The following is an 18,092-nucleotide window of genomic DNA, read 5'->3' as shown; positions in this document are numbered from 1 at the left end:
GAGACACAACGATGGACTGCCCCATTCAGCAAGGTGTATTCAATCTCGGCGATTTCCCGCTACAGTCCGGCCAGGTGCTTGCTCAGGCCCGGCTAAGCTGGAAGGCCTACGGCACGCTCTCGCCCCGGCGAGACAACGTGATCGTCTATCCGACCAGCTTCGGTGCGCATCACGGCGACATCGAATGGCTGATCGGTGCCGATCGCATCCTCGATCCGTCGCGCTGGTTCATCGTCATCCCGGACATGTTCGGCAACGGGTTGTCGTCCAGTCCGTCGAACGATCGCGGCTACCCCGAACTGGTGACCGCCTATGACAATGTCCATGCCCAGCGCCGCTTGCTGGCGGAGCAGTTCGGCATCGAGCGCATCCACTGCGCCTACGGCTGGTCGATGGGCGCGCAGCAGGCCTACCACTGGGCCGCTCTGTTCCCTGATCAGGTGGAGCGCGCCGTGATCTGCTGCGGCAGCGCCCGCACCGCTGTCCACAACCAGGTGTTCCTTGACGGGCTGCGTGCCGTGCTCGAAGCCGCGCCGGAGTATGTCGGCCACGGCCGCTTCAGCCAGAAGCCGCTCGCAGCGCTGCGGGCCTTTGGGCGTGTCTATGCCGGCTGGGCGCTGAGCCAGGACTTTTATCGGGAAGGACTGCATTTGCGCGCGTTCGGCGCCGCGGACCTGGAATCGTTTCTTGCCGCCAACTGGAGCGATCGCTTCACCCACCGGCATGGCTCCGATCTGCGCGCGCATCTGATGACCTGGTCACACAGCGATATCAGCGCCAACGAGCGTTTCCGCAACGATCTCGCCAAGGCCCTGGCCTCCATCGAGGCGCGCGTGTTGCTGATGCCGGGCGAGACCGACCTGTACTTCCGCGTCGCGGACAATGCCCTTGAGCTGCCCCACTTGCGCCATGGCGAGCTGTTGCCCATTCCCAGCATCTGGGGGCATCTCGCCGGCAATCCGCAGCGCAATCCGCAAGACCAGGGTTTTCTGCGCGAAGCGGTACGCCGGTGGCTGGCGGAGTAGGGCGGCCCATGCCGACGCCAAGGCGTAGCGCGATATCGACGGGCTGATCCGGCAGATCGCCGCCATCTCGCTACGCCAGCGGACTCCCTCTCCCGCCACCGGGAGAGGGGCGCAGATGGCGCGCTTACTTCAGCGCTGGCGTCGACAGCGGCGGCCTGCGCAGATGCGTGGCCTGCTCGAATGCATAGGCATAGGCCAGCAGCTTCGGCTCGGTGTAGTCCAGGCCCAGCAGTTCCGCGCCGATCGGCACGCCGAGCGGGGCGTCGGCCGTCGGTGCCGAGAAGCCTGCCTGGAAGGTGACCGCAGGGAAACCGGTGCCGTTGGACAACGTGCCATTGCGCTCGGGCTGGTTCGCATCACCGGCCTTGGTGACCAGCACGCTCTGCATCGGATAGAGGATCGCGTCGATCCGCAGTTCGGCCATCTTCCCGGCGAGTGCGATCCTCAGCTTCTCGCGATTGAGCATGCGGGTCTTGTACTCGTCGCTCTCCATGCCGTTCTCGATCGCGATTTCCTTTTCCAGGGTTTTCTGAATGTCCGGAGACGCGGTCTTGCCATCGACGAGCTGGCGGAAGGACTTGACCGGCGCGTTCGCCGGCAACGTGGCGAAGTATTTGTCGAATGCCGGCCTGGCTTCGAAGCTGTCGGTCGCAACGACCTTGGAAAGCGTGGCATAGGCCGGCAACGAGAAACGAACCACGGTCGCGCCGCGCCGCTCCATTTCGGCGGCAACCCGGTTCATGGCCGCGCTGACCTCGGCATGCCGCGCATCGCTCCCCATCAGATCGGTGAACAGCCCGATGCGGGCGCCCTTCAGCGCGTCAGCCTTCAGGCCGTCGGTGTAGCTGCGCGGCGTCTTGCCCACGCCAAGGGCCGTGATGGGGTCGTCCTTGTCAAAGCCGACCATCACGTCGAGCAAGCGCGCGGCGTCCGTCACGGTGCGCGCGATCGGCCCGATTTCGTCCTGGGTGAAGCTGTTCGGCATCACGCCGGTCCGGCTGATCAGCCCTCGGGTAGGGCGAACGCCAACCAGGTTGTTGGCCGAGGACGGAGAGCGGATCGATTGCCCGGTGTCGCTGCCCGTTCCCATCACGGCGAAATTCGCCGCGATCGCCGCACCGGTTCCGCCACTCGAACCGCCAGGATTGCGGGTCAGATCATAGGGGTTCAGCACCTGGCCGCCGAGGCTGCTGATCGAGACGCCGCCGCGCGCGAATTCCTGAAGATTGGACTTCGCCAGGATCAATGCACCGGCCTGGCGCATCTTCGCCACCGTGAATGCATCGTGTTGGGGTCTGGAATCGCGCATCGCCACGTTGCCGCTCGATGTCGGCATGTCGACGGTGTCGAAATTGTCCTTGAGGATGAGCGGGATACAGTGCAGGCTTCCCGCCGCGTTCGGATTTGCCGCATATTGCGCGTCGAGCGCCCGTGCCTGCTCCAGCGCGGAGGGGTTCACGGTCAGAATGGCACGCAGCGCCGGACCCCTGGTGTTGTAGGCATCGATGCGGGCAAGATAGCCGGAAACGAGCTGGGTGCAGGTCAGGGTGCCATGGCGGAACGCGTCATGGATCTTCGAAACCGTCGCCTCTTCCAGTGAGAACGGTGCCGCCATGGCTTGAGAGACAAAGAGTGTCGCCGCGACGGACAGCGCCGCGCGTGTTGTTTTGATGGTCATGCCTTGATTCCAGGGGGATGGATCGGAGCAGGCCATGGAAAGGCCTGCCACCACCCTGAAGCAAGTGCTGTTCCAACGGTGATCCGCGGAACGCGCCGGCCTTGCGCCACCAGTTTCTGAGCGGGGCCCGCCTTGCCGGGGTGACGGACGAAGGCTCGCGCCCGAAAGCATGGCTAAAGGCCGCTGCAACACGTGCTGCGCCTGACGGCAGTCGGCACGCCGTCAAGTTCCATCCTGTCGAGCCGGAGTGACGCGACCGCGCTGCCCGCCACACGCGGCGATGCGGTTCCCTACGGGCGGCCCCCAGAAACGACAAAGCCCAACCGCGTGGGCTGGGCTAAGTGTTTAAATCCGTTGGTGCCGAAGAGAGGAATCGAACCCCCGACCTTCTCATTACGAATGAGCTGCTCTACCGACTGAGCTACTTCGGCAACACTACCGGTTGGGAACCGGATAGAGCCCGCAATAATAGCAGCGGATCACGCGCCTGTGAAGCCCCTCGGCGCACTTTTTTCACGGTTCCCCCAGGCGGCCGTCAGCCGAAGGTGCGGCCCGTAGGCGGGGCGGGATGGGCTGGCGTGGCCCCGTCCGGCCGCGCCAGCGCGGTCAGCAGGCCGTCGATCGCGGCGATGAATTCGCGCAGGCGGACCAGCGTGACCGGAAATACCGGGTCCGATGCGTCGATGGTCCAGGGATGGAAATACAACTCGCGTTCCTGCTCGCTGATCGGCACGCCCCAGTTCGCCAGCTGGCGCAAATCGCAGACATGCAGGTCGATGCCGTCGCTCAGGCCGTAATGCAGCGCGACGTCGAGCGTCTCGTGCAGCCGGATGGCGAGGGCCTGCACGGCTGCGAGTTCGAGCGGGGCCTCGCCGCACGGCGGGTTGGCCGGCAGGGTGGCGGTAACGGGCGGGTTGATCGGCGGGGTGATCGGCGGGGTGATGGCGTAGCGGGCGCCGGCATCCGAAAGGGGGGCCATCGCGGTTTCCTTGCTGCGTGGAGAAAACAGCAGGGTAGGGACTCGGCGAGGCGGAGGAAATGAGCGGATTCTGATTTCCGCTGCGGAAAGAAAAAGGAGCCACCGGCAATGCGGTTGGCTCCCTGTCGGCGGGCACCATGCACGTCGATGCAGGCCCCGCGAGACCGGCCTCTGTCGAAGACCGGCCCGCGTGCAAGCAGGCGGTATCAGCTGCCCGCCTGCGCTTCCTGGTGGTAGCGCGTCACCCGCTCGACCTCGTTCTTCGAGCCGAGGATCACCGATACGCGCTGGTGCAGCTTTTCCGGCTGGACCTCGAGGATGCGCTGATGGCCGTTGGTGGCCGCGCCGCCGGCCTGCTCGACCAGCATCGCCATCGGGTTGGCCTCGTACATCAGGCGCAGCTTGCCCGGCTTCTCCGGCTCGCGCTTGTCCCACGGGTACATGAAGATGCCGCCGCGCGTCAGGATGCGGTGCACGTCGGCCACCATCGAGGCGATCCAGCGCATGTTGAAGTTCTTGCCGCGCGGGCCTTCCTCGCCGGCCAGGCATTCGTCGATGTAGCGGCGCACGGGCGGGGCCCAATGCCGCATGTTCGACATGTTGATCGCGAATTCCTTGGTGTCCTCGGGGATCTTCACGTCCGACTGCGTCAGCACGAAGCTGCCCGCCTCGCGGTCCAGCGTGAACATATGGACGCCGTTGCCGACGGTCAGCACCAGCGTGGTCTGCGGGCCGTACACCGCGTAGCCGGCCGCGACCTGATGGGTGCCCGGCTGCAGAAAGTCGCTCTCGGTGACGGTCTGCCCCGGCTTGGGCATATGCAGCACCGAGAAGATCGTGCCGATCGACACGTTGACGTCGATGTTCGACGAGCCGTCGAGCGGATCGAACAGCAGCAGGTATTCGCCCTTCGGATAGCGGTTCGGGATCTCGTAGAACGAGTCCATTTCCTCCGACGCCATCGCGGCCAGGTGGCCGCCCCATTCGTTGGCGTCGAGCAGCACTTCGTTGGCGATCACGTCCAGCTTCTGCTGGGTTTCGCCCTGCACGTTGCCGGTGCCGGCCGAGCCCAGCACGCCGGCGAGCGCGCCCTTGCTGACGGCATTGGAGATGGCCTTGCACGCGCGCGCGACCACCTCGATCAGCAGCCGCAGTTCGGGCTGGATGGTGTTGTGCTTGCGTTGTTCCTCGACCAGATAGCGGGTCAGGCTGATGCGAGTCATGGGTTTCCTCCTTGAATGGCCGCCATTCTACAGGCCGGGGCGGGCGGCCCACCGATGCCGGCGGGCCTTGCCGCGATCGCCGGTTCGCTATCGCACCTGACCGGCACCCGCCCGGGGCACGCAGCCAGGCCGTCAACCGCGTCCCTACCGTGCCTCAATCGCGCCTCAATCGCGCCTCAACCGCGCCCCAGCGGGCCGCATCACGCCGACAGCGCCTTGCCGACGATCTCGCGCACGTCGCGCGACAGCTTGTCGGCCGCCGCCACGCGCTCGAGCGCTGCGCGCATCCTGTCGCGCAGCGGCAGCGCGTATTTCTGCCAGCGGTCGAGCGCGCGCGCGAGCCGTGCCGCCACCTGCGGATTGATCGCGTCGAGTGCCAGCACCTGTTCGGCCCAGAATTCGTAGCCCGAGCCGTCCTCGGCATGGAATTGCGCGGGGTTGCCCGAGCAGAAGCTGAAGATCAGCGCCCGCGCGCGGTTGGGGTTGCGCAGCGTGAAGGCCGGATGCTGCATCAGCGCCCGCACCGTGTCGATCGTGCGCTTGCCCGCATGCGGGCCGACTTCGCCGCGCTGCATGCCCTGCAGCGAGAACCATTTGTCGACCACCAGCGGATCGTGCTCGAAGCGCTGGTAGAAATCGGCCAGCGCGGCCTCGCGGCCCGGCGCGAAGCTGTTGACCAGTGCGGTCAGCGCGGCGAAGCGGTCGGTCATGTTGTCGGCTTGCTGATACTGCTCGCCGGCCAGCGCATACATCGCATCGTCGCCGACCTCGACCAGATAGGCGAGCGCCAGATTGCGCAGCGCGCGCTTGCCCGCCGATTCCGGGTCGGGCCGATACGGGCCGGTGGTCGCGTTGCTCTCGTAGGCGCCCAGCCAGTCGCTCTGCAGCGTGCGGGCGAGGCCCGCGCGCAGGAACTGCCGGGCGCGATGGATCGCCGCCGGATCGGCCACGCCCATGCGCTCGGCCAGATAGGCCTCGGCCGGCAGCATCAGCGCCTGCTCCCGGAAGGCCGGGCTCAGCGAGGTGTCGGTCAGCACCGAGCGGAACGCGCCGATCAGCGCATGGTCCAGCTCGAGCTCGCGCCCGGCCTGCACGTCGGCGACCAGCTTCAGCAGCGCCCGCGTCGCCAGCCGCTGGCCGGCTTCCCAGCGGTTGAACGGATCGCTGTCGTGCGCCAGCAGGAAGGTCAGCTCGTCGTCGCTGTAGTCGACATCGACGATCACCGGCGCGGAGAAGTTGCGCAGCAGCGAGGGAAGCGGCGGGCGCGGACCCTTGGGCAGGTTGACGAAGCGGAAGGTCTGCCGCGCTTCGGTGAAGTTCAGCACGCGGGTCGTTCCGCCCGCGGCGGATTCGCCATCGAGCTGCAGCGGCAGGTCCTTGCCGTCGGCGCCGATCAGCCCCAGCGCGAACGGGATATGGAAGGGCAGTTTCTCCGGCGTGCCGGGCAGGGTTTCGATGCCGACCTTCGGGCATTGCTGCGTCAGCGTCAGCGTCAGCTGGCCCTGGCTGGCGTCCCATTCGGTATGCACGCCGACCACCGGGGTCCCGGCCTGGCTGTACCAGCGTCCGAACTGGGTCAGATCGCGGCCGTTGGCGTCGGCCATCGCGGCAAGGAAGTCGTCGCAGGTCACGGCCTGGCCGTCGTGCCGCTGGAAATACAGGTCCATGCCCTTGCGGAAGCCCTCGCGGCCCAGCAGGGTCTGGTACATGCGCACGACCTCGGCGCCTTTCTCGTACACCGTCACGGTGTAGAAGTTGTTGATCTCCTCGTAGCTGTCGGGCCGCACCGGATGCGCCATCGGTCCGGCATCCTCGGGGAACTGCACCTGCCGCAGCACGCGCACGTCCTCGATGCGCTTGACCGCGCGCGCCGAGCCGTCGTCCGCGCCCTGCTGGGCCATCATGTCGGCGGAGAATTCCTGGTCACGGAACACCGTCAGCCCTTCCTTCAGCGACAGCTGGAACCAGTCGCGGCAGGTCACGCGGTTGCCGGTCCAGTTGTGGAAGTACTCGTGGCCGACCACCGCTTCGATATTGAAGAAGTCCGTGTCGGTCGCGGTGGCCGCATTGGCCAGCACGTACTTGGTGTTGAAGATGTTCAGGCCCTTGTTCTCCATCGCGCCCATGTTGAAGTCGCCGACGGCGACGATCATGAAGCGGTCCAGATCGAGCTCGAGGCCAAAGCGCTGCTCGTCCCAGCGGATCGCGTGAATCAGCGAATCCATCGCGTGCTGCGTCTTGTCCAGGTCCTGCGGTTCGACCCAGACCTGCAGCAGTTTCTCCTTGCCCGAGCCGGTGGTGATGCGCTGCTCGATGCATTGCAGCTTGCCGGCGACGATCGCGAACAGATAGGAGGGCTTGGGGAACGGGTCTTCCCACACGGCCTCGTGGCGGCCGCCGTCCAGTTGCTGTTCGCCGATCAGATTGCCGTTGGACAGCAGCACCGGATAGGCGGCCTTGTCCGCGCGCAGCGTGACGCGGTAGGTCGCCATCACGTCGGGGCGGTCGAGAAAATAGGTGATGCGGCGAAACCCCTCGGCCTCGCACTGCGTGAAGAAGTTGCCGTTGGAGACGTACAGTCCCGACAGCGTGGTATTGGCTTCCGGCTGGCAGGCGCTGACGATCTGCAGCGTGCCATGCTCGGGCAGCCCGTTCAGCGTCAGGCTGCCCTCGTCGACGTCATAGTCGCCGAACGGCTGGCCGTCGAGGCCGACGCTCAGCAGCTCGAGCGCTTCGCCGGCCAGCACCAGCGGCGCGCCGGCCTGGCGGCGAGCAAAGCGCAGCGTGCTGGTCACCACGGTGCGCCGCGGATCCAGTTCGAACACCAGGTCGACGTGTTCGATGGCGAAGGCGGGCGGGGTATAGTCCTTGCGGTGGACGGTGACGGGGGTATCGGTGCGGAGCATGGATGGTCCTGTCCTGGAAGGCGATGAGTCGGGCGCGCCGGGCGCCGGGTAATCCATTGTAGCCAAGCACGGCATGGCCGCATGGCGTCAAGGGAATTCCGGCGCACGCGGCCGGTCTGATGCAACGAGAGGGCGGCCCGCCGACCGCCCCCGCGCCAATCACCGGCGCCCGGTCCGGTGAAGCCCTGTCGGCGAGACCATGAACAGAAGGAAGAACATCATGTGGCAATGGCGAAAGGCCTGTGCACGGGTGGGCCAATGGCTGAGCACCGTGAGCCGTCGCGGCGAAACTGTGGGGCGGACCGCCGGCCGGTCCGGATGGGCCGGGGCCGCGATGCTCGGCGCCTTGCTGCTGTCCGGCTGCGCCAGCACCGTGACCACCGACGTGACGGCGTTCCGGCAGCCCGGCTGGCAGAACGATCCGCCCCGCACCTACGCGTTCGAGGCGGAGAAGGGGCAGGGCCAGCAGGAGCAGCAGGCCCAACTGGACCGTGCCACCTATCAGAACTGGATTGCCGACGCGCTGGCCGGCCACGGCTTCACGCAGGTGCCGCGGTCGCAGGCACGCTACCTGGTCAGCTTCGATTTCGATTCGGATCCGCGCCTGGTGCGCGTGCACGAGACCTACTATCCCGATCCGTGGTATCCGTGGGGGCCGTACTGGGGGCCTTACGGCTACTACCGTCCGTGGGGGCCGTGGGGCTGGGGCCCGGGCTACTGGCCGCCGCAGACGGTGATCCGCGACGTGCCGGCCACGCTGGCGAGCCTGCGCGTCTTTATCCGCGAGGCCGCCGGCAACAAGCGGGTCTACCAGGTCACCGCGCAGAACCTCAGCGAAGGCAGCACGATGCCCGGGCTGATGCCCTATCTGGTGCGCAGCGCCTTCGCGGAATTTCCGATGGAAAGCGGCCGGCCGCGGCGCGTGACGCTGGAGGTCGACAAGAACGCGAGGTAGCGCGAAACGACCGGTTCCGGTGCATCGACATGGACGCCGGCATGCATCCGTCAAAGGTTGCATGCCGGCGTCTTGTTTTACCGGTGGATCGTCCAGAGCCCATGCGCGCCCCCTCTGCGCCATTGACGCTATTCCGGTAAAAGCTCTTTAACCGCAAAATCCCCGCATTGGCGGCCTGCCAGGGCGCCATCGACGCGACTCGCGCTCTGCTGCTGGGCTAGAATAGCTGCTCGATTTTTTCGGCCCTGGCTGTCCGACCGGCATCGACCGGCATCGACCGGCCTCGCACGGCGCCATGTTGGGCCTCTTTCCGGACGAGCGACATGAGCAGCAAGACCAGCGGTGACGCACCGCAACACGCCCCCAACAGTCCTGAAGCGCAATTGCGCCTCGCCGCGCTGGAATATCACCGCAGCCCCACCAAGGGCAAGATCCAGGTGACCGCGACCAAGGCGCTGTCGAACCAGCGCGACCTGTCGCTGGCCTATTCGCCGGGCGTGGCCTATGCGTGCGAGGAGATCGCCAAGGACCCGGCCATGGCGGCCGAGTACACCTCGCGCGGCAACCTGGTGGCGGTGGTCACCAACGGCACCGCGGTGCTGGGCCTGGGCGACATCGGCCCGCTGGCCGGCAAGCCGGTGATGGAAGGCAAGGGCTGCCTGTTCAAGAAGTTCGCCGGCATCGACGTGTTCGACATCGAACTCGATGCGCGCGACCCGGACCAGATCGTCGAGATCGTTGCCGCGCTCGAGCCCACGCTGGGCGGCGTCAACCTCGAGGACATCAAGGCGCCCGAGTGCTTCTACATCGAGAAGAAGCTGCGCGAGCGGATGAACATTCCGGTCTTCCATGACGACCAGCACGGCACCGCGATCATCTCGGCGGCGGCGCTGCTCAATGGCCTGAAGGTGGTCGGCAAGGACATCGCCAACGTCAAGATGGCGGTGTCGGGCGCGGGCGCGGCGGCGATCGCCTGCCTCGACACGATGGTAAGCCTCGGCGTCAAGCGCGAGAACATCTACGTGGTCGATTCGAAGGGCGTGATCTTCGTCGGCCGCGACGCCAACATGGAGGCCAACAAGGCGCGCTACGCGCAGGACACCTCGGCCCGCACGCTGGCCGATATCGTCAAGGGCGCCGACGTGTTCCTCGGCTGCTCGACCGCCGGCGTGCTGACCGCCGAGATGGTCAAGACGATGGCCGACAAGCCGATCATCCTGGCGCTGGCCAATCCCGAGCCGGAGATCCGTCCGGAAGTGGCCAAGGCCGCGCGCCCCGACTGCATCATCGCGACCGGCCGTTCGGACTATCCGAACCAGGTCAATAACGTCCTTTGCTTCCCGTACATCTTCCGCGGCGCGCTCGATTGCGGCGCGACCAAGATCACCGAGGAAATGAAGCTGGCCTGCGTCAAGGCGATCGCCGAGCTGGCCGAGGCGGAGACCAACGACGCGGTGGCCGCTGCCTATGCCGGCAAGGAACTGAAGTTCGGTCCCGACTACATCATCCCGACGCCGTTCGACCAGCGCCTGATCGAGAAGATCGCGCCGGCCGTCGCGCGCGCGGCGATGGAATCGGGCGTGGCCACGCGTCCGATCCAGGACCTCGAGGCCTATCGCCAGCAGCTGACGCAATACGTCTACCACACCGGCCTGATCATGAAGCCGGTGTTCTCGGCCGCCAAGGCCGCGCCCAAGCGCGTCGCCTATGCCGAGGGCGAGGAAGAGCGCGTGCTGCGCGCGGTGCAGACCGTCGTCGACGAAGGGCTGGCCCGCCCGATCCTGATCGGCCGTCCGCACGTGATCCAGATGCGCATCGACAAGGCCGGCCTGCGGCTGAAGCCGGGCGTCGATTTCGAACTGGTGAACCCCGAGGACGATCCGCGCTATCGCGCCTATCACGAGGCCTATCACGCGCTGCGCGGACGCGATGGCGTGACCCCCGACATGGCCAAGGTCGCGCTGCGCCGCTCCAATACGCTGATCGGCACGATGCTGATGCATATGGGCGATGCCGATGCGCTGCTGTGCGGCACGGTGGGCCGCTTCGAGGCGCACCTCGAGCATGTGCGCGACGTGATCGGCCTGAAGCCCGGCGCCAAGGTGCTGGCGGCGATGAATGCGCTGATGCTGGAGAAGTACACGCTGTTCATCACCGACACCTTCGTCAACGACGATCCGACGGCCGACGAGCTGGCCGCGATCACGCAACTGGCGGCCGAGGAAATCCGCCGCTTCGGCCTGACGCCGAAGGTCGCGCTGCTGTCGCACTCGATGTTCGGCTCGTCCAATCGTGCTTCGGCGCGCAAGATGCGCGCGGCGCAGCAGATCCTGAGCCAGATCGCGCCCGAGCTCGAAGTCGAGGGCGAGATGCAGGGCGACGCGGCGCTGGTCGAGGACGTGCGCCGTCATTTCCTGCCGGGCACCAAGCTGGCCGGCTCGGCCAATCTGCTGGTGATGCCGACGCTGGATGCGGCCAATATCGCGTTCAATCTGCTGAAGATCACCGGCGGCCAGGGCGTGACGGTGGGCCCGATCCTGCTGGGCGCCGCCAAGCCGGTGCACATCCTGAATCCGCAGGCGACCACTCGCCGGATCGTCAATATGACGGCGGTGGCGGTGGCGGAGTCGGGCGCGCTGCGCTGATCCGCGGGCGGCTGACAAGCGGCCGCTTCAAACAAAAAAGCCGGGCTCTGTGCCCGGCTTTTTTTATTGCGACATTCGGTCGCGATGGCGTTCGCTGATCGGTGCTCGTTATTTCATGCTGCGGTGCTGTGCTGCGGAGCAGCGTATTGGCTGAAGGCCGCGCTATTGCAAGACATTGTACTGCTGGCGCATGTCGACGATGATCGACTTCGCCGCGCGCAGTTGCATCGATACGCTGTCTTCGGCCGCACGGGGAAAGTCCACCTCGGCGCTCCAATTGCATCCCGTATGGTCCGGCTGGTGCACGCGTACCGCATGCAACTCGCACTCGCCGCATTCCGGATTGTTATCGAGGCACTGGTTGAGGATAGCCATCAACTCCGACCGGGTCTTTGCGTATCGCCGCATGAGTCACCTCTCTCGTTTGGCTAATCGTGGTCTGGACGTTCAATGTAGGCATTCGTCCTGGGCCGTGCCAATTGAATGAGCCTATGAGGTGAAGTCGTTCATTCCCGCCGCGGGAGCAGGGGAACGGTGCTGCGATGCAGCGGGGAAGGGGGGAAATGATGCGATGCTGCGGCATTGCGCCGCAGCGGGGGGCGCTGTTGCCCTCTCCCCAGCCCTCTCCCGCAAGCGGGAGAGGGACACCCACAGACCCGCGACACGCTGCTGGTCTTCTCCCCTCTCCCGCTTGCGGGAGAGGGGCCGGGGGAGAGGGCAAGGCGACAGGGTCCTTGGGGCCGTTCAGGCCGTTCAGGCCCGAAGGCAATCCCGATCAGAACTTGTGCCGAACGCCGACACCGAACGAATCGCCGTGCTCGGCGCCGGTGATCTTGTCGTAGAAGTAGGCGGCATACACGTCGGTGCGCTTCGACAGGTTGTAGTCGTAGGCGATCGCGAAGGTATTGCGCTTGAAGTCGTCGACATTGTTCTCGGCCTTCGCATAGCCATACGAAGCGAGCAGGCTGCCGGCGCCGATGGGCACCGAGGCGCCGATCTGGCCGCTGGTGTGCTTGATGTCACCGGTGGCATTGTTCACGTCGCTCTTGATGTACTGGCCCTGGGCGAACAGCTTGACCACCTTGAAGTCGTACGACAGGCCGGCCAGCACCGCGTTCTGCTTGTCGAAGCCGGCCAGCGTAGCCGGCGAGGTCACGTCGCCCGGCACGTTGTTGAACTTGACCTGCTGGAAGGCGACGGTCGCGGCGAGCGGGCCGTTGAAGTACATCAGGTTGCCGCCCCACTTGTTGCGGCCGGTCGAGCCCGCCTGTTCGCCGAACGAATAGATCAGGTTGGCGGTCAGGCCGCCGAAGGTCGGCGTCGAATAGACCAGCGAGTTGCTCCAGCCCGAATCACCGATGATGCCCGGATCGAACACCGTGCCATTGGTCGCGGTGAAATAGGTGTGGAAGATCGCCGGCGAGAATACGTACGAATCGACCAGCGGATTGAACAGGATGGTCGAGATGAAATACGGCGTGGTGTTGCGGCCGAGCTTCAGCGTACCGGCGCGGTCGCTCTGCAGCCCGACATAGGCATTGCGGCTGAACATCGCATCGCCGTCGAAGCGGCCGGTGCGGCCGTTATCGGTGCGATAGAAACCGTTCAGGTCGAAGATCGCCTTGAGGCCGTTGCCCAGATCCTCGGCGCCCTTGATCCCCCAGTACGACGTTTGCATGCCACCCGAATTGGCGACCCAGGCGCGCTCGCCGGTGCCCGGGTTCTTGACCGCGCCGACGAACATGTCGACCTGGCCGTAGAGCGTGACGCTCGATTGCGCCATGGCCGCGCCGCTGAAAAGGGCCGCGGCCAGTGCCGCCAACTTGAACTGCTTCTGCATGAAAGACCTCCGTGGTTTGATCCTGTTGGAACGTTGTGTACTGGGTCCCTGACGGGTTCTCTTTTTGGTGCGCCGCCGGCATCGGTGGCAAGGGTGCCGGCGGCGGACGGCGCTGGCTTCGGGCGCCGTTCATCATGTCATCGGGCAGGGCGCCGGCGGTGACATGCCGAGGCCTTGCCCGATGCGCGGTCTGGCTCCATGCATGGGTTCCATGCGAGGGGAATTTCGACTCAGCCGGATACTAAGTCGTCAAGACGGAACTGGGCAATGCGATGGATCTGATTGATGCATGTTTGCAACTCATCGGCCGGCGAATTCTCGATGCGTCTTGCGAACTCGTCGATGATGCCGGCGCGATCGTAGCCGCGTACGGCGAGAATGAACGGGAAGCCGAATTTCTCGTTGTAGCGCGCATTCAATGCCTGCAGCCGTTCGAACTGCTCGGGCGTGCATTGATTGAGCCCGGCGCCGCTCTGTTCGCGCGTTGATTCTTCGGTCAGCTCGCCGCGCACCGCTGCCTTGCCGGCCAGCTCCGGGTGGGCGCGCACCAGCTTGAGCTGGGCCGCTTCGCCGGCCTGGTCGACGGCCGCGCGCATCGCCGCCGCCAGCGCCTGGCGGTCGGCGAAGGGCCGCTGCTCGGCGGCGCTGGCGGCAACCCAGGGCGAGTGTTCATAGATGCCGCCGAGGGCCTGCACGAATTCGGCGGACGGCATCGCGTTCAGTTGGGAGAGGGTGTAGGTCACGTCGGGACTCGGCTGTGTTCGATGGAGGCGTGGCGCCTGGGATGGTGGATTACCGCGGCGCCTTCGCGGCGTACGGATGCGTCTCGATCCAGTGCCGGGCGATATCGATGCGGCGTGCGATCCAGACCTTGTCGTGCGACTGCACGTAGTCCAGGAAACGCTGCAGCGCGCGGAAGCGCCCGGGGCGTCCGAGCAGCCGGCAATGCATGCCGATCGACAGCATCTTCGGCTGGTTCAGCCCCTGCGGATCGCCCTCGGCGTACAGCACGTCGAAGGCGTCCTTCAGGTACTGGAAGAACTGCTCGCCGGTGTTGAAGCCTTGCGGCGTGGCAAAGCGCATGTCGTTCGAGTCCAGCGTGTAGGGCACCACCAGATGCGGCTTCGTTTCGCCGTTGCTCGTCCGCACCTCGGTCCAGAACGGCAGGTCGTCGCCGTAGTAGTCCGAGTCGTAGACGAAGCCGCCGTGCTCGACCACCAGGCGCCGCGTGTTGGGGCTGTCGCGGCCGGTGTACCAGCCCAGCGGCGCGCTGCCGGTCAGTTCGCGGATGATCTGCATCGCGATGCGCATGTGCTCGCGCTCGGTGGCCTCGTCGATGTTCTGGTAGTGGATCCAGCGCCAGCCATGGCAGGCGATCTCGTGGCCCAGCTCGACGAAGGCGCGGGTCAGCTCGGGATGGCGCTGCAGCGCCATCGACACGCCGAAGATGGTCAGCGGCAGGCCGCGCTGCTCGAACTCGCGCAGGATGCGCCAGACACCGGCGCGCGAGCCGTATTCGTAGATGCTCTCCATGCTCATGTGGCGGTCGGGGTAGGCCGCCGCGCCGACGATCTCGGAGAGGAACTGCTCGGAGGCCGCGTCGCCGTGCAGCACGCAGTTCTCGCCGCCTTCTTCGTAATTGAGCACGAACTGCAGCGCGATGCGCGCGCCGCCCGGCCATCGGGCGTGCGGCGGCTGGCTGCCGTAACCGATCAGATCGCGTGGATAGTTATGGTTTGTCATCAGGGTCACTCGGGTTGTCAAAACAGGCCGCACGGCATCGACCCGGCCCGCGCCGCCGCCGCGGCGGCAACAACGGCCACGGCGGCGGCGCGGGCAAACGCACGGCTGGCCTTACTCCGTGCCGTGGCTGTTGGCGGCCGCGTTGCGCATCGCTTCGTCGGCCGACTGCATGCCGTTGTAGAACAGGTTCAGCGCCACCGCGACCACGGTGCCCAGCACGATGCCGCTGTGCGTGATCGCATGGGTCCAGCTCGGCAGGTACTGGAAGAAGGTCGGCGACAGCGTCGGGATCATGCCGAAGCCGATCGAGATCGCGACGATGAACAGGTTGTGGCGGTTGCGGTTGAAATCGCACGAGCCCAGGATACGGATGCCGGTCGCCGCGACCATGCCGAACATCACGATGCCGGCGCCGCCCAGCACGAACTGCGGCACCGAGGCGACCACGTGCGCCATCTTGGGGAACAGGCCGAAGGCAATCAGGATCAGGCCGCCCGCCGCCGCGACATAGCGCGAGCGCACGCCCGTCACCGTGACCAGGCCGACGTTCTGCGAGAACGAGGTGTACGGGAAGGTATTGAACACGCCGCCGATCACCGTGCCCAGGCCGTCGGCGCGCAGGCCGCGCGTCAGGTCGGCGTTGGACAGCCGTTTGCCGGTGATGTCGGCCAGTGCAAGGAACATGCCGGTCGATTCCACCAGCGTGATCACCATCACGATGCACATCGACAGGATCGCCGAGAAGTGGAAGGTCGGCATGCCGAAATGCAGCGGCGTGATCACGGCGACGTAGCTCGCTTCGTGCAGGCCTTCGAACGACACCTTGCCCATCGCCATCGCGATCAGCGTGCCGGCGATGATGCCCAGCAGCACCGCGCAGTTCGACACCAGGCCGCGGCCGTACTTCGTCAGCAGCAGGATGATGACCAGCACCGCGCCGGCGATGCCCAGATTGGTCAGGTCGCCGTAGGCCAGGTTCGGCACCTCCTTGACGACGCCGTCGATCACCGCCCGCGTCGTCGGCTGGCCGCCGGCGGCCCAGTTGATGCCGACCCGCATCAGCGACACGCCGATCAGCGTGATCACGGTGCCGGTCACCACGGGCGGGAACAGGCCCAGCATCCGGCCCATCATCGGTGCGATCAGGATGCCGAACAGCCCGGACGCAATCACCGCGCCGTAGATGCCGAGCAGCCCGATATTGGGATCGGTGCCGATCGCGATCATCGGCGCCACCGAGGCGAACGTCACGCCCATCATCACCGGCAGCCGGATGCCGAATTTCCAGAAGCCGAACGCCTGGATCAGCGTGGCGATGCCGGCGGCGAACAGGTCGGCGTTGATCAGGAAGGCCAGCTGGTCCTTCGGCAGCTTCAGCGCGCCGCCGACGATCAGCGGCACCGCCACGGTGCCCGCGTACATCACCAATACATGCTGCAGCCCGAGCGCGAGCAGCCGGCCCGAGGGCAGGCGCTCATTGGTCAGGTCCGTGGGGACCGTGGTGCTTGCGCTTGTCATTGTGTTTGTCTCCTCTCCGATGGTTGGACGTTTGCTTGGCGTCCGCATGCCTTCTGGTGCGTCCGGCCCGGTCGTTCGGAACGATCCGGGCCTGGTCCCGCTGCCGGCACCTGCGAGGGTGCGCGTGGCTGGGCGGGGTGCGAAAGCTGGGCGGGGCGCCGGCAGGGTGGAACAGCGTGCTAGGTGGAGCGCCCCAGCACGCTGCGAAGATCGAAGCTGCCCGGGTCGTCGGGCTGTACGCGGTCGGCGCAGGCGCCGAGATGGTGCGCCATGCGCGATTGCGCCAGGGCGGCGTCGCCCTGTTCCAGCGCATCGAGAATGGCCTCGTGTTCGTCGAAGGAGCAGGCGTTGTTGCCCGGCGCCTCGACGCTGGCGATCATCAGCGTGGTGCGCGACACCAGGCGGCGCATCATCGTGACCAGCAGCGCGTTGCCGGACAGCTCGGCCAGCGCGGTATGGAATTCGGCCGACAGGCGGATCCACTTGGGCCGCTCGTTGTTCAGGAAGGCCTGGCGCTCCTGCTGCACCATCTGCCGCACCGGGGCGATCACGCTGCGGACATTGCGCTGCGCCGCGAGCTTTTCCAGCACCGCGCGCTCGAGCATCTGGCGCAGTTCGAACATGTCGTGCGCCTCGTCGGTGGAAGGGCTGGCGATGAAGGCGCCGCGATTGGGCTCGAGGTCCACCATGCCGTCGGCCGCCAGACGGGCCAGCACCTTCCGTACGGTGTGGCGCGCGGTGGCATAGATCTCGCAAAGCGGATGCTCGGTCAGCTTGGTGCGCGGCGGCAGCCGATGCTCCATGATCGCGTCGTAGATCTCGTGATACATGCGCTCCTCGACCGAGCCCTTGCGCGGCTTCGTTTCGTTGGGCGCGGCGCCTTCATCGGCGCCGGCAATCAGCTTGAGAGTCTTGGACATCGTGGCACCCGCTGGTGGAGGATCGGGCCACGCTTCGCTCCGGCGCGCCGATCCAAAAATTGTTGACAATTATTTGGTTGTGCATTCAATATTGTCAACAAAACCGAACCAGGTTTTCGACAACTACGGGTAATCCCGTAGTTGTCATCCGGATTGGTGCGGCGCATTGTCGCCATGCACCAGTTCTGCGCCGGGATGCGTTGAAAAGACGTACCGAGCGGGCACCATACCCACAAATGGTGCTAGTGAAGGCAGCGGCGCCTCTCACCACCCACGTGCTAAGGAACCAGACCATGGGACGCTTGACCACCCACGTTCTCGACACTGCCGCAGGCATTCCCGGCCAAGGCCTGTCGATTACCCTTTCCAAAATTGTTGACAATCGCCGCGAAACGCTGAAGACCGTTGTGACCAATCACGACGGCCGTTGCGATCAGCCGCTGCTCGAGGGGGCCGATCTTGCCGTCGGCGTCTACGAACTCGAATTCGGCGCCGGGGATTATTTCCGCGCGCGCGGCGTGCAGTTGCCCGAACCGGCCTTTCTCGACGTGGTGACGCTGCGTTTCGGCATTGCCGATACGAACGCGCACTACCACGTGCCGCTGCTGGTGTCGCCGTGGTCGTACTCGACCTACCGCGGCAGCTGATCCGCGCGGCGAG

General features: G+C 66.0%; 14 protein-coding genes and 1 tRNA gene. 4 read left to right on the top strand and 11 right to left on the bottom strand.

Annotation, left to right across the window (positions count from 1 at the left end; genetic code table 11):
- Positions 1-11 precede the first annotated feature (11 nt).
- Positions 12-1,025, top strand: coding sequence for an alpha/beta fold hydrolase (locus F7Q96_RS02960; RefSeq protein ID WP_053821395.1), 1,014 nt, complete (start codon positions 12-14; stop codon positions 1,023-1,025).
- A 124-nt stretch (positions 1,026-1,149) separates the two neighbouring features.
- Here the strand turns inward: F7Q96_RS02960 and F7Q96_RS02955 are convergent, their stop codons facing one another.
- From F7Q96_RS02955 to pepN, 5 genes are all read right to left on the bottom strand, one after another.
- Positions 1,150-2,703 (bottom strand): amidase family protein, encoded by a 1,554-nt coding sequence (locus F7Q96_RS02955; protein ID WP_158507250.1) that lies wholly within the window; start codon positions 2,701-2,703, stop codon positions 1,150-1,152.
- Positions 2,704-3,058: 355 nt separating this feature from the next.
- Positions 3,059-3,134 (bottom strand) — tRNA-Thr (locus tag F7Q96_RS02950).
- A 104-nt stretch (positions 3,135-3,238) separates the two neighbouring features.
- On the bottom strand, positions 3,239-3,682 hold the full coding sequence (locus tag F7Q96_RS02945; RefSeq protein ID WP_053821397.1) for a hypothetical protein: 444 nt from the start codon (positions 3,680-3,682) through the stop codon (positions 3,239-3,241).
- Between the two features lie 206 nt (positions 3,683-3,888).
- The gene (locus F7Q96_RS02940; RefSeq protein ID WP_053821398.1) at positions 3,889-4,905 is read right to left on the bottom strand and encodes a class 1 fructose-bisphosphatase; all 1,017 of its coding nucleotides are present in this window, start codon (positions 4,903-4,905) and stop codon (positions 3,889-3,891) included.
- 200 nt (positions 4,906-5,105) lie between these two features.
- The gene (pepN, locus tag F7Q96_RS02935; RefSeq protein ID WP_053821399.1) at positions 5,106-7,811 is read right to left on the bottom strand and encodes an aminopeptidase N; all 2,706 of its coding nucleotides are present in this window, start codon (positions 7,809-7,811) and stop codon (positions 5,106-5,108) included.
- Positions 7,812-8,145: 334 nt separating this feature from the next.
- Here pepN and F7Q96_RS02930 point away from each other — a divergent pair, with 334 nt between their 5' ends.
- Together F7Q96_RS02930 and F7Q96_RS02925 are read left to right on the top strand one after the other, a co-directional pair.
- Positions 8,146-8,766 (top strand): DUF4136 domain-containing protein, encoded by a 621-nt coding sequence (locus F7Q96_RS02930; protein WP_053821400.1) that lies wholly within the window; start codon positions 8,146-8,148, stop codon positions 8,764-8,766.
- Between the two features lie 323 nt (positions 8,767-9,089).
- Complete coding sequence (locus F7Q96_RS02925) at positions 9,090-11,411, top strand: NADP-dependent malic enzyme (RefSeq protein WP_151022052.1); 2,322 nt, start codon at positions 9,090-9,092, stop codon at positions 11,409-11,411.
- A 162-nt stretch (positions 11,412-11,573) separates the two neighbouring features.
- On the opposite strand, the gene F7Q96_RS02920 is transcribed toward F7Q96_RS02925, so the two are convergent.
- From F7Q96_RS02920 to F7Q96_RS02895, 6 genes are all read right to left on the bottom strand, one after another.
- Entirely contained in the window at positions 11,574-11,819 is a 246-nt protein-coding gene (locus F7Q96_RS02920) for a hypothetical protein (RefSeq protein ID WP_006576013.1), read from the bottom strand.
- Positions 11,820-12,186: 367 nt separating this feature from the next.
- Positions 12,187-13,251 carry a porin gene (locus F7Q96_RS02915; RefSeq protein WP_053821401.1) on the bottom strand — a complete coding sequence of 355 codons (1,065 nt, stop codon included), beginning with the start codon at positions 13,249-13,251 and terminating at the stop codon, positions 12,187-12,189.
- Between the two features lie 230 nt (positions 13,252-13,481).
- On the bottom strand, positions 13,482-13,964 hold the full coding sequence (gene uraD / locus F7Q96_RS02910; RefSeq protein ID WP_053823034.1) for a 2-oxo-4-hydroxy-4-carboxy-5-ureidoimidazoline decarboxylase: 483 nt from the start codon (positions 13,962-13,964) through the stop codon (positions 13,482-13,484).
- A 79-nt stretch (positions 13,965-14,043) separates the two neighbouring features.
- Positions 14,044-14,994 carry an allantoinase PuuE gene (puuE, locus tag F7Q96_RS02905; RefSeq protein WP_053821402.1) on the bottom strand — a complete coding sequence of 317 codons (951 nt, stop codon included), beginning with the start codon at positions 14,992-14,994 and terminating at the stop codon, positions 14,044-14,046.
- Between the two features lie 111 nt (positions 14,995-15,105).
- Positions 15,106-16,512: a nucleobase:cation symporter-2 family protein gene (locus tag F7Q96_RS02900; RefSeq protein ID WP_053821403.1), complete on the bottom strand. Its 1,407-nt coding sequence runs from the start codon at positions 16,510-16,512 to the stop codon at positions 15,106-15,108.
- A 179-nt stretch (positions 16,513-16,691) separates the two neighbouring features.
- The gene (locus tag F7Q96_RS02895; protein ID WP_151022050.1) at positions 16,692-17,432 is read right to left on the bottom strand and encodes a GntR family transcriptional regulator; all 741 of its coding nucleotides are present in this window, start codon (positions 17,430-17,432) and stop codon (positions 16,692-16,694) included.
- Positions 17,433-17,725: 293 nt separating this feature from the next.
- Here F7Q96_RS02895 and uraH point away from each other — a divergent pair, with 293 nt between their 5' ends.
- Positions 17,726-18,079, top strand: a complete 354-nt coding sequence (uraH, locus tag F7Q96_RS02890) for a hydroxyisourate hydrolase (RefSeq protein ID WP_053821404.1) — start codon at positions 17,726-17,728, stop codon at positions 18,077-18,079.
- Positions 18,080-18,092 lie beyond the last annotated feature (13 nt).

Source organism: Cupriavidus gilardii, from assembly GCF_008801915.1.
GTDB classification, from domain to species: domain Bacteria; phylum Pseudomonadota; class Gammaproteobacteria; order Burkholderiales; family Burkholderiaceae; genus Cupriavidus; species Cupriavidus gilardii.
The sequence above is the reverse complement of the archived record's forward strand: the minus strand, read 5'-3'. Positions and strand labels throughout refer to the sequence as shown.